Genomic DNA, 12,163 nt, shown 5'->3' with positions numbered 1-12,163 from the left:
TTGAAATAGTAGAAGCCTGAAAAATATGTAAGTCGCTTTAAGAGTAAGTGTCTAACATCCCAGGATTGTTGCTAACGCCAAAAGATTAGGAGCATGAAACGCATTTTCAGGATGGGGAGAAACGTCCTTTATCTGTGCGATACCAAACTCAAATGGTCGCTCAATATAGGCAGTTTTTAAGCCAACATTGTGCGCCGCATCCAAATCATCTTGATGCGCTGCGACCAGCATGACTTCGTCTGGTGCAACGTCAAATATTTTCGCTACGCCAAGGTAAGTTGCAGGATCAGGCTTGTATCTTTTAAATACTTCGGCAGACAAGATACAATCCCATGGCAATCCTGCGCGTTTTGCCATGTTGGTGAGTAATCCGATATTGCCATTGGATAAGGTACAAATAGTGTACTTTGATTTTAATCGCGTAAGTCCTTCGACAGAATCCGGCCATGTGTCTAAGCGATGCCAGATTTTATTGAGGTGACGTTTTTGTGATTCGCTTAATCCATTGATACCGAATCGTTCAAGGATGTCGTCTAAAATAATGCGATGTAAGTCATCAATCAGCGTCCATCCCAACTCACCGGACATCACTCTTTGCATGGCGGGCTTATAACCTTCCCGCCATGCCAGAGCAAATTCTGCACCGTCGATGCCAAGTTGCAATCCGTCAATTTCTCGTGAGATGCTGCCGTGCCAGTCAACGACTGTGCCAAATATATCGAATGCCAAGATTTTTATTTGTGTCATTTTTCACCTAATCAATAAAGATTTTTGTTGGCGCTTAGTTGTAAATCATTTACAACTTAATTGTCGTTATTGCCAATCATTTGTTAAAGACATGTCCAATATTAATTGATCGCCTCTTCCTGATAGAGTGGAGGCAAATCGCTTACATTGCATATTTACGGCAATGTTCTAAATAGCCAGCCTCGTGACTAGCGACCAGGTGCACAACACTGCTCCATAGCCACGCCGGTGTCGCCAGCGTCTTAGTCCGATTAAGTTTCAGTTCTCCAAGCCAGCTGCTGCGGGAATCATCATCCATTTGTCGGGAATGGGCGCGACCAACGGCGTATCCAAGATAACGCGCCATGTGGGTTGCCTGATCAGCTTTAAGCTCCTCGATCTCCAACTTCAGATCTTGCGGCAATAATTCGCGGATAAATACGCCGTGGTCCAAAAAACGCTGTGCGACCATCCGTTCACCTAATGCCGGCGACATGTGGCGTGCGCCCTCCAGCACACGGCGTGCGTTATCACGCGGCATACTAACGTGCGGATAACGTGGCGCGGCAGCGATAACGGCTTCTTTGATATCTATGAGGCAGAAATCATCCCCCCCGACGCATACTAGAACTGCGTAGCGCAATCGGCCTAATGAACTGCAACCTTTCACCCAATAAGCAGCGTCGATTACTTCGATTTTTGCATCCCTGTCACGCGATTTCAACGTGGTCACAAGTTTTATCATTTCTTTTGTTTTAAACATGCTCGCGATGCCTTTTTTCTCCGATTTTGACAGCGGCCAAAAATTTTTCCCCAGTGGAATATTGGGGCGGGTGTCGTCGATCCGTTCGCGTGCGAGTTCTTTCCATGAGCGCTTGACTGCGCTACGCAACACCACCTTTACGACTTCCGGTTTTTGTATGGAGACGCGTTCATCGCCAGCTTCAAGGGCTTGTTCATAACCCAGCACCAAATGTTCAAGCATCTGTGCGGTCACCATTCCTGGCAAGCGCGAACCCCGTGCGACGGCGGCGAGTGAAAGGCCAAGCCGGATAAGATCGTGCGCAGGATTGCCGATAATCGTCTGATCAAAATCGCGTATCTGTACATCGACATGGCCATCGGCCGCAGCTAGAGGACCGAGATTGCCGAGGTGGCAATCTCCACAAATCCAGATCGGAGGGCCATGCGGCAGCGTATGACCATGTAAGTGATGCAACCACTCATAATACTGCGCGGTATTTCCGCGTACATAGGCGTGCGGGGAACGTGCCATTTTTTGATTGCGGCGAGCGATTAATAGCGGTTGTCGTCCATGTGGGGCTGGAATTTTCATCAATCGCACTCCAATCTAAAATTAAGGTTGATATTATTTTTACCGGTATCGCACAGCGCTTGCATGCACTATGGCGAAAAAAAGAACATTAATAATCGCTCAAGCACCCAATAACAACATGTAGATTATCTGCGTGCGATTGCCTTATCGTCCATCACTTCCGTCAGGCTTTTTTTTATACCGCATAATGCACTCTAATTTGGCATGCAAAGACGTAAAGTGGCGTAGAGCAATCCATCATCCAACCGAAAGGTAACGCCAACGATGTGCCTGCTCTTGTAAAATCGCTGGTATTGATTCATACAAAGGCAGAAAAAATGACGACTCCAGCACCAATGCCCTTATTGTCTTCCGAGAATCCATTGACTGACATACGTAGTTTGGTGCGTGCTTTCGTTTCAGCGCGCGATTGGGACCAGTTTCATACACCGAAGAATCTGGCCACCGCTTTGTGTGTCGAGACGGCAGAATTGCTGGAACCGTTTCAATGGCTCAAAACCGGCACTATGGATGAGCTTAGCACTAAAAAGCGCGTCGAAATTCGTCATGAGATTGCAGATGTATTTTTGTATCTGGTAATGCTTGCCGATAAAATGGAAGTCGATTTGATCGAAGCTGCAAAAGAAAAAATTACGCTTAACGAGATCAAGTATCCTGCCGAACGTGTACGAGGCGACGCGAGGAAATATAACGAATATAAGTAAAAAACCATTCGCACTGCATCCAAACCGCATTTGAGAACGTAGTTAACTGAGCTAAATGGTGAGCATGGCGCTGATATGAGTTACTGATCGCGCGCTTTAAAGTTAAAAACGGGTAAATATGTTATTCAAAAAAGTTGGTTTAGCCATCGTGTTCACATGGTTTCTGGTGGGTGGTGTGGCGCATTTTATTGCTCCTGATTTTTTCTTGCAGATTATCCCACCGACCTTGCCGTTTAAGATGCAAGCCGTCTACATCAGTGGATTTTTCGAATTGGCCGGTGCGATAGGGCTTCTATTTTTGGGATGTAGGAGGGCGGCTGGGATTGGGCTATTCATCCTCACTATTGTGGTGACGCCCGCTAATGTTTATATGTGGTGCAATGCTAAGCTGTTTCCCAGCGTTCCAGAAAGTTTACTAGCATTTAGACTGGTTTTGCAGTTAGGTCTTTTGGCGTGTATCTGGTGGTCGACGCTAACGGCTTCTTTTACGCAGTCAAGAAATTAATCCTATTTTTGTTTCTCGGGAGATACAATCGGGGCGCTAGAAACAATCGTGTCATATGAAAACCGACATAAAAAATGGGAGCCAAGAATGACGAAAATTGCCGCCACATTATTATTTCTATTTTTCTGTACCAATGTCCTCGCAGATGAAACTATTGTTTTCATCCGACACGGTGAAAAGCCAGAAAGTGAATTCGGCCAATTAAACTGCCAGGGATTGAATCGCTCACTTGCGTTGCCAGCGAATTTGATTAATAAATTTGGCAAGCCTGACGCAATTTTTGCCCCTAATCCTAATCCTACTGCGCTTCAAAAGGAAAGTGGCAAAATTTTCTTTTATGTTCGACCATTAGCAACGATTGAGCCAACAGCTGTTCGCCTTGGTTTGCCAATCAATTTACAATTTGGAATTAAAGATAGTGCCGACCTTCAAGCGGCGCTGTTGTCGCCGAATTATAAAAATGCGGTGATATTCGTGGCTTGGGAGCACACTTGGGCACAGAAAATTGTTCAAAGTCTGGTAGAAAGCATGGATAAAAATGAAGCCGCAAAAGTTCCGCTATGGGATCGGGGAGATTTTGATAGTATCTATGTGGTGCGTATTACAGGTGAAGCGGCCGATAGACGAGTGACTTTTAGTCTGGATAAGCAAGGGTTGAACGGATTGCCTGATAGTTGCCCGGTCAACTAGCTGATTGTCGGTGTGAGTTTATGGAGTATTGGTAAGTTACAGCGTTGATGTAGGCGTATGTCACGTCTCAAAAAATACGTTCGTTAGGTATCGCTTACCGCTCGCCTGATTTTGCTCACGTTCCCATTTCGTCGATTTAAAGGAAAACACCATGCAACAGTCTAGCGTTTATCAAGATTCCCGCCACGCGCTCACGTCGCGCGTTATTGTGGCTAAGGCGTTGAAGGATCTCTCGTGGGAGCAAATAGCCGCCGACACCGGACTGAGTATCGTCTATATCACGGCAGCGTTATTAGGCCAACATGCATTGCCAAAAAACGTCGCCGAAATCGTTTGCCAACGCTTAGGTCTTGATGCGCAGGACGCAGCTGAATTACAGTCCATCCCGTTGCGAGGCAGTATTGCCGGTGGTATCCCAACCGATCCGACCATTTATCGTTTTTACGAAATGGTCCAGATTTACGGCACGACATTGAAAGCGTTGGTGCATGAGCAGTTTGGTGATGGGATTATTAGCGCTATTAATTTTAAACTGAATATTAAAAAAGTCGACGATCCGGATGGTGGCTCACGTGCGCTGATTACGCTGGATGGAAAATTCTTGCCGAATAAACCGTTTTAATTGCGTATTTCTAGTTCTCGACAGTGGTCTTTGCCTGATATAACCAAGAACATTGATTGGGTTTGATATTGAGAGTGGCGCTATTCGTATGGTAGCCACCGCCGCCTTATACGGCGCTGGTGGTTGATACAAAATGCGTCGACACAGTCGCGTTGGGCGCTGGCGCTGCGGCGAGCATTTAATCAGAATGTTCGTTCTTCAAACACAATGAATCCTTCGTCATCGACTTTTGCTATGATCGTGTCGTAATTGCCAATCGATGCATGCGGCGTGTCCATGGGATGAACATGGGTTGATGTAACAACTATCACCCGCGCGCCAGAGGCCTCGCCCGCAAGAATGCCGACATCGGCGTCTTCGAATATAAGACAATCCGCAACATCCACACCCAGTTTGGCGGCGGCAAGAAGATAGCAAGCAGGGTTTGGCTTGCCGTTAGCAACATCATCAGCCGTCACCATCACAGCGGGAACAGGAACGCCCGCGGCCTTCAGGCGTTGTATTGCCAGCGCGAGTGGAGCCGAAGTGACGATGGCCCATTTCTCGGATGGTAAGGACCGTAAAAATTTTACCGCACCGGAAATTTCGATAATGCCTTCTACGTCGGCGATTTCCGCTTGGGTAATGCCGAAGGCTTCGCGTTCCGAATTCATGCCCGGTATCGACAGCCGCGTAATGGTGTCAATGGCGCGCGCACCGTGAATGGTCGGCAGAAAGGCATCAACATCGAGACCGTGACGGATCGCCCAGGCGCGCCAAATGCGCTCTGCCGCAGCGATAGAGTTAAGGAGCGTTCCATCCATATCGAAAAGGAACGCGCTGTAGCGACCGGTGAGCGCCGATGAGTATTGATCAGTCAATGTGAGTTTTCCTTATAAGTTGGTCAGCCCGTTGTTGGCCCGATTTCGGCCAAAATAAATCACATTAATTTTTTAAGTAAGGTCATCCTGTCGACTATTGTAGTTGCTCCATCGCCGCAGTTTCGAATCGCTCTTGCAAAAATTCCAAAAATAGTCGGACGCGCCCTGGCATATTTCTTCGACTAGGATACACGGCGTAAATGTCAAGCCCGGTCGGTGTGTATTCCGGCAGCACGAGGCTTAGTCTTTGTGCCTGGATATCCTGCGCCACCATGTATGTCGGATGCATTGCAATGCCATGCCCTAGAATTGCAGCGTGGCGTAAGGCATCCCCAAAGTCCGACCGCATGCTGCCGGAAACCCTTATAGAAGCTTTGCCTTGCGGTCCCGTAAGTATCCAAAAATTTGTTGGTGATTTCAATGCATTCACCAGACAATCATGGGATAGCAAATCCTGCGGTTTCTGGGGCTGTCCTTTGGTAGCCAGATAGGAGGGCGAGGCCACCAGCACTTGCGGCGCGTTGCCAAGCTTCTTTGCCACCAGACTAGTATCTTTTAGCCACGGGGCGATACGCACCGAAAGATCGAGGCCCTCGCTGACGAGATCCAATTTGCCATCGTCTAAATGTATCGCAAACTGGATATTTCGATGCAGCGTCGAAAATTCCGTGATCAGCGGCACTAATTGAACCGCCCCAAACGACGGTGGTGTGCCTATCCGAATCGTACCTCGGGCTGACATAACTGCACCACGAACGACCTCCTGCACCAAGTCGAAGCGGTCAATCAGGTCTTGGCCGTGCTCCAGCAGGGAAATGCCTGCATCGGTAAGATTGACACTTTTGGTAGTCCGAGTGAGTAGTTGCGCACCTAACAACTCTTCCAGCCACGCCACGTGCTTGCTGACGTTACCTTTGGCCATGCCCAGCCTCAGCGCTGCTGCCGAGAAACTGCGGCTACGCGCTACTTCATTAAATACTTCAACACATCGCAGTCGATCCATGAGTGTTTCTCTGTTTCCAAAATCAGAACAATATATTTACTATTGGATTCTATCTGGATCAAATAGGAGAAGGTAGAATAATCTGAGATAAAAAATAAAAAGTAGCTCAACCGGGATAAATGCATGACGACGGATTCGCTTAACGATTTGCCCGGATGTACCCAGCTGATTCATCAGCTATTTTATTTTCTAGATGAATCTAAAAACGACGAACTCATTGCGCTTTTTGAACCGGACGGAAAGTGGCATCGGCAGGGAAAAATCCTCGAAGGTCGCACCCAAATGATGCAAGCAATGCTGCAACGATCACTCACGCAGAGAATTCGCCATGTCATCACGAACAGTTTTATCGCATCAGCTTCGCAAACAGCGGTGCAACTGGTCGCGTATATGACCGCCTATCGGTTTGATGACGGCGCATACCATACCGGTGCGGTAGAAATAAGCCAGCCGTTGCGACTGTCCATCCTGAACGCCACGCTGCGACCGACTGACGGCGTCTGGAAAATAGCTGAACTGACACTGACGCCTGAATTTGAATTCGTCCTTCCCGAGACGCCCAACCAGCCTAAAAAAATGGAGAAACAACTATGAATTTCGTGGAAAGTGGAAAAACGCTTGGTGCGCGGGTCGAAGGTATCGATCTGTCTCAACCATTGTCGGATGAACAGTTTACTGCGCTGGAGCAAGGGCTAGGCAAATATGGCGTTCTCAGCTATCCAAAGCAGGAATTGACCTCGGCACAACTGTGTGAGTTCGCCGCGCGCTTTGGTCGGCTTGAAGTCAACGTCGCCAACGCGTATCAAGAGCCTGGCTTGCCGCAGTTGATGATTCTTTCCAATAAAGTTGATCAAGATGGCAAACCGCTTGGCCTAAGTGATGCTGGTCAGGACTGGCATACCGACATGTCTTATAGCAATATGATCGCATTTACTAATGTTTTATACGCCCTTGAGGTTCCGCATCGCGACGGTGAACCACTGGGCAATACCGAATTTTGCAATATGCATGCCGCCTATGAAGACCTGCCTGAAGAATTGAAAGTCAAACTTGATGGCATGACCGTCACGCACGATTTTGCCAAATTTTGGGATAAGATGCGCTTGGAAAAAGGCAGTTCCCGGCCACCGCTCACCGCTGCGCAGCGGCAAGCCAAGCCGCCAGTTTCGCATCCGGTGTTTTTACAACACCCGATTACCGGCAAAAAGGTACTGTATGCAAATCCGGGCTATTCCATGCGTATCAACGAACTACCGGAAGATGAAAGCGATCGTATTTTGGCATTTTTGTTTGAGCACCAATTACAACCAAAATATCAATATCGGCATCGTTGGAGTGTGGGCGACGTTCTCATGTGGGACAACATGGGAACATTACACAACGCTGTGGCCGATTACGGCCGTGATGAACACCGTTACATTAAGCGCTGCCAGGTGGCAGCGACGCGTTACTTTGGGAATGTCCAGGCATGAAACTGATTACCTATCGCAAGCCCAATAGCGCCATTCTTACCGGCGTGGTAGTTCAGGAACGGATACTAGACATCAGCGCTTGGATAGCTGCTTTGCCAGTGTCGGTGGATACGCATCGTCATACTGCGGCGGCCGGTATCAGGCCAGCAGCATGCGGCATACTGCGTTGGTTACAGTCTGGCTCGGAAGCGATTGCCGCTTTACAGCGCCATGTTCAGTCTGCGCTTGAAAATCCAGCGGTGCAATGGGATTTGCTCAAAGATGTCCAGCTATACGCTCCGGTCCCACGCCCGGGAAAAATTATTGGGGTAGGACGCAACTACGCCGACCATGCAAAAGAAACAGGCGTGGCCCCATTTGAGCATCCGCGTATTATTTTTAAAGCAGCGTCGTCGGTGACAGCGCCGGGCGCGCCAGTTCCCCGACCGACTCTTGTGACTAAGCTGGATTTCGAGGTCGAGTTGGCTGTTGTGATTGGTGGCTATGGAAAAAATGTGTTGGAAGAGGATGCGCTTTCGTTGGTCGCTGGCTACACCATTCTGAACGACTTGAGTGCGCGGGAATTTCAGCTCGATACTACGCCACCTCAGACGACGTTTGCCAAAAGTATGGACGGCTTTGCTCCAATGGGGCCTTGGATTGTTACTCGCGATGAAATTCCCGATCCGCAGACACTGGAAGTATCGACCTGGTTAAATGATCATCGCATGCAGCACGGTCATACCGCAGATATGCTGTTTCCGGTGGCAACGCTCATTGCCTATATTTCTCAATATATGACGTTAGAGCCGGGCGACATTATCAGTACCGGCACACCCGCCGGAATTGGCGCTTTCCGTCAACCGCCGCAGTATCTGCAGCCGGGCGATCAGCTGCGCTTTGAGGTGACTAACGTGGGCACGATGGCGCACCGGATCGTTTGACGACCAGCAGTTACTGCAACAAAAAAATAGAAAAATTAGGGGACTTTTGATGAAAAATACGTTGGTTGGTTTGATTGCCGGTGGGCTCTTATTGTGTAGCGCAGTGTCGCCAGCATTTGCGGCTTCTGATTATCCAAACAGACCTATCCATTTGCTGGTCGGGTTTGCTGCTGGCGGACCAACCGATATCATTGCGCGTGTCTTGGCCAAGGATATGTCAGCTGTGCTGGGGCAATCAATTATTGTTGAAAACAAGCCCGGCGCGAGTTCGATGATTGCCACGCGAGAAATCAAAGCCGCTGCACCGGATGGCTATAGTATTTTGTTCACTTCACTGGGACTGAATGTTAATCCCATTCTGCTGGGTGAACAGGCTGGCTATAATCCCAAGACTGACTTCGTGCCAATTTCGAATGCAGCAACGCTGCCTTTGGTGGCGGTAACCGCTTACGATTCGCCACTCAAGTCGATGCAGGATCTGATTAAAAAAGCGCAATCGCATCCTGATGCAGTAACGTTCGCATCCTCCGGAAACGGTGGTTCTGGCCATCTTGCTGGTGAACTACTGGCCGCTCAAGCCAAAACTAAAATGGTCCACGTGCCGTTCAGAGGCAATGCACCAGCGCTGATGGAAGTCATGGCGGGTCGAGTTGATTTTATGTTTTACCCGATCATCGGACTGGCAGAAAATGTCGCAGCCAAGCGCGTGAAAATTTTGGCAGTTGGCACGGCAAAAAGAATGCCGCGATTTTCTGATTCGCCGACTATGTCGGAAGTTGGCTTTCCTCGATTTGAAGAGACAGCACCTTGGGTAGGCATGTTGGCACCGGCCAAAACACCTCTCGCAGTGATCAAGCGGCTCAATGACGCCATGGTCAAGGCGCTTGCCAAACCGGAAGTCAAAGCGCAACTGGAAAAACTCGGCGCGGTGATTGTCGGCGATTCTCCTACGGAATTTAGTATCTACCTAAAGCGTGACTACACGCGCTGGGCTGATCTGATTAAAGCGGCGCAGATTAAGGCGGAATAAAGTCTGGTCGATTGACCGAGTCGTTGCACTCCTACATTCAGCTATTCTTTCTTTGGTGCTTGCGTTGCCGGGGCATGAAGCTAGCATGTCATCACCGCTCATTTTGCCACTTATTAACCAGGTTCAGGTATGTCTTATAACGTAGCCAAAGCGTATTCAATAGAAGATCTGCGAGCCGCGGCGCAGCGACGGTTGCCCCGTGCAGTCTTTGATTTCTTTGACGGTGGGGCCGAAGATGAGGTCACGCTGCGTGATAACACAGCAGCATTCAGACGCACACGGTTAATGCCTGAAATATTACATGATGTATCGCGTATCGATACCAATACTCTCATTTTGGGTGCGCCGGCAGCATTGCCAATGGCGATAGCGCCGACCGGTGCGGTCGGTTTTGGTTGGCGTGGTGGTGATATTGCCATCGCCCGTGCGGCCATTGCCGCCGGTATTCCGTACACATTATCCAGTACGGCGACTGCCTCGATTGAGCAGATTGCCAAAGCAGCGCCAGGCCGACTATGGTTTCAAGCCTACATATTACGTAATAAACCATTTTTGGAGAAGTTGATCGCGCGGGCCTTGGCAGCAGATTACGAGGCATTGGTGATCACCGTTGACTTGCCGGTTGGCGGTAAACGCGAGCGCGATTACCGTAATGATTTTTCGATCCCATTCGGTTTTACGATCAAGAATATGCTGGATTTTGGACTACACCCGGCGTGGCTTTCGGACATCATCAGATATGGTATGCCCGTCATGGAGAACTTGATCGGGCTTGATGCGAAGGCGACCAATTCGACCGCGATTGCTTCGTCGGTGGGTCGTAATTATGACCCATCCTTCAATTGGGACAGCCTTAAAAAAATTCGCGATACCTGGCCGCGTAAGTTGATTGTCAAAGGCATTCTTAATCCTCAGGATGCTAACCGTATTGCGTTGATGGGATGTGACGCGGTGGTCGTTTCCAATCATGGTGGGCGGCAGTTAGATGGCGCAGTCGCTACCTTTGATGCGCTGCCGGCGGTGGTCAAGGCAGTCAATGGGCGAATCCCTGTTTTACTCGATGGCGGTGTGCGGCGCGGCAGTGATATCGTCAAAGCGCTGGCAATGGGCGCTCAAGGCGTTATGCTTGGCCGCGCCACCTTATTTGGTGCAGCGTGTGCGGGGGAGCCGGGTGCCAGCCGTGCTTTGTCGATCTTGAAAGACGAATTGGTCAGGACGATGCAGCTATGTGGAGCCCGCTCTATGGACCAGATCACGGGACGAATGCTGTTTAAGGATATGCTGATCTAAAGGACCAGATGACTTCGCGCAGTCGAATCGATCGATATAAAATAGATGACTTACTGTGTGCCGCTATGGGCCGCATAGCGTGATCAGGGTTGGAGGGTATTTTACGGCTTCGCCTTGTTGGTGTATCTTGTCGACAGGAAGATGTTCATGGTTCGAAATTTTATTGGTCGTCTTCTGCGGATTTATAAAGTCTTTCCAATGTCCTGACTTGCATCGTTACTGACTCGCATCGTCACTGATCTGCTGCAATCCGGACGAATTGGCTACTTTGCCTGAAAATTGCCTGAAAACGATCATGATAGAAACTACCGAACAAAAAATTGTCGACGCGGCGATCACTTCCCGCCGTTCGATCCGCGCCTTTCTACCGACGCCAGTTGCGCGCGAGGATATCGAGAAAATCCTTGAAGTGGCAGCACGTGCACCGTCCGGTACCAATATTCAACCATGGAAAGTCTATGTATTGACCGACGCGCCGAAGGAGCGACTGTGTGCCGAAATACTAAAAATCCATGATAACCCTGAGGAAGCGAGTCAGCATAAACAGGCATATCGTTACTATCCACTTGAATGGGTGTCGCCTTACATTGAGCGACGACGTAAAGTCGGTTGGGACTTGTATGCATTATTAGGCCTGACACGTGAGAACAAGTCAGGAATGCATACGCAACACGGTCGTAACTATACGTTCTTCGACGCACCGGTCGGGCTTATTTTTACAATAGACCGATCAATGGAGCAAGGTTCATGGCTGGATTATGGAATGTTTCTGCAAAACATTATGATCGCGGCCCGCGGACGCGGGCTTGATACCTGTCCTCAAGCAGCCTTCACGCAATTCCATCGCGTCATCAGTGACGTCTTGAAATTGCCTGAGAGCGAAACCTTTGTGTGCGGCATGTCCCTGGGATTCGCCGATATGAGTAAGATCGAAAATACGCTGGTGACTGAACGCGTGCCGGTCACAGAATTCGTAACATTTATCGAGTGACAGCAGTTACC

General features: G+C 49.1%; 14 protein-coding genes. 10 read left to right on the top strand and 4 right to left on the bottom strand.

The genetic code is table 11. The features are described from left to right. Positions 1-51: 51 nt before the first annotated feature. Both RGU75_RS19795 and RGU75_RS19790 read right to left on the bottom strand, forming a co-directional pair. On the bottom strand, positions 52-747 hold the full coding sequence (locus tag RGU75_RS19795) for a haloacid dehalogenase type II (RefSeq protein ID WP_322238910.1): 696 nt from the start codon (positions 745-747) through the stop codon (positions 52-54). Positions 748-889: 142 nt separating this feature from the next. After that, entirely contained in the window at positions 890-2,062 is a 1,173-nt protein-coding gene (locus RGU75_RS19790) for a DUF2252 domain-containing protein (protein ID WP_322238908.1), read from the bottom strand. Positions 2,063-2,379: 317 nt separating this feature from the next. Here RGU75_RS19790 and RGU75_RS19785 point away from each other — a divergent pair, with 317 nt between their 5' ends. The 4 genes from RGU75_RS19785 to cynS all read left to right on the top strand — a co-directional run bounded on the left by RGU75_RS19785 (position 2,380) and on the right by cynS (position 4,583). Next, on the top strand, positions 2,380-2,766 hold the full coding sequence (locus RGU75_RS19785) for a nucleotide pyrophosphohydrolase (RefSeq protein WP_322238905.1): 387 nt from the start codon (positions 2,380-2,382) through the stop codon (positions 2,764-2,766). 118 nt (positions 2,767-2,884) lie between these two features. After that, the gene (locus RGU75_RS19780; RefSeq protein WP_322238902.1) at positions 2,885-3,271 is read left to right on the top strand and encodes a hypothetical protein; all 387 of its coding nucleotides are present in this window, start codon (positions 2,885-2,887) and stop codon (positions 3,269-3,271) included. Positions 3,272-3,358: 87 nt separating this feature from the next. Beyond that, entirely contained in the window at positions 3,359-3,961 is a 603-nt protein-coding gene (locus tag RGU75_RS19775) for a histidine phosphatase family protein (RefSeq protein ID WP_322238900.1), read from the top strand. A 151-nt stretch (positions 3,962-4,112) separates the two neighbouring features. Further along, on the top strand, positions 4,113-4,583 hold the full coding sequence (cynS, locus tag RGU75_RS19770) for a cyanase (RefSeq protein WP_322238897.1): 471 nt from the start codon (positions 4,113-4,115) through the stop codon (positions 4,581-4,583). Between the two features lie 182 nt (positions 4,584-4,765). On the opposite strand, the gene RGU75_RS19765 is transcribed toward cynS, so the two are convergent. Continuing rightward, positions 4,766-5,443 (bottom strand): HAD family hydrolase, encoded by a 678-nt coding sequence (locus tag RGU75_RS19765; protein WP_322238894.1) that lies wholly within the window; start codon positions 5,441-5,443, stop codon positions 4,766-4,768. A 94-nt stretch (positions 5,444-5,537) separates the two neighbouring features. Beyond that, positions 5,538-6,446 (bottom strand): LysR family transcriptional regulator, encoded by a 909-nt coding sequence (locus RGU75_RS19760; protein ID WP_322238891.1) that lies wholly within the window; start codon positions 6,444-6,446, stop codon positions 5,538-5,540. Positions 6,447-6,569: 123 nt separating this feature from the next. On the opposite strand from RGU75_RS19760, the gene RGU75_RS19755 reads away from it, so the two are divergent. The 6 genes from RGU75_RS19755 (at position 6,570) to RGU75_RS19730 (ending at position 12,152) form a co-directional block, all read left to right on the top strand. Continuing rightward, positions 6,570-7,040, top strand: coding sequence for a nuclear transport factor 2 family protein (locus RGU75_RS19755; protein WP_322238888.1), 471 nt, complete (start codon positions 6,570-6,572; stop codon positions 7,038-7,040). Continuing rightward, positions 7,037-7,918 carry a TauD/TfdA dioxygenase family protein gene (locus RGU75_RS19750; protein WP_322238885.1) on the top strand — a complete coding sequence of 294 codons (882 nt, stop codon included), beginning with the start codon at positions 7,037-7,039 and terminating at the stop codon, positions 7,916-7,918. The genes RGU75_RS19755 and RGU75_RS19750 overlap by 4 nt, the downstream gene beginning before the upstream one ends. After that, positions 7,915-8,841 (top strand): fumarylacetoacetate hydrolase family protein, encoded by a 927-nt coding sequence (locus RGU75_RS19745; protein WP_322238882.1) that lies wholly within the window; start codon positions 7,915-7,917, stop codon positions 8,839-8,841. Before RGU75_RS19750 ends, RGU75_RS19745 begins: the two co-directional genes overlap by 4 nt. Before the next feature lie 49 nt (positions 8,842-8,890). Further along, positions 8,891-9,871, top strand: a complete 981-nt coding sequence (locus RGU75_RS19740; protein ID WP_322238879.1) for a tripartite tricarboxylate transporter substrate binding protein — start codon at positions 8,891-8,893, stop codon at positions 9,869-9,871. Between the two features lie 129 nt (positions 9,872-10,000). After that, a complete protein-coding gene (locus RGU75_RS19735) occupies positions 10,001-11,161 on the top strand; it encodes an alpha-hydroxy acid oxidase (RefSeq protein WP_322238876.1) in 1,161 nt (386 codons plus the stop codon). Between the two features lie 295 nt (positions 11,162-11,456). Beyond that, positions 11,457-12,152, top strand: a complete 696-nt coding sequence (locus RGU75_RS19730) for a nitroreductase (protein ID WP_322238874.1) — start codon at positions 11,457-11,459, stop codon at positions 12,150-12,152. Positions 12,153-12,163 lie beyond the last annotated feature (11 nt).

It is taken from the genome of Glaciimonas sp. CA11.2, assembly GCF_034314045.1.
Taxonomy (GTDB): domain Bacteria; phylum Pseudomonadota; class Gammaproteobacteria; order Burkholderiales; family Burkholderiaceae_D; genus Glaciimonas.
Note: the sequence above shows the minus strand (reverse complement) of the source record. Positions and strands in the feature narration are given on the sequence as shown.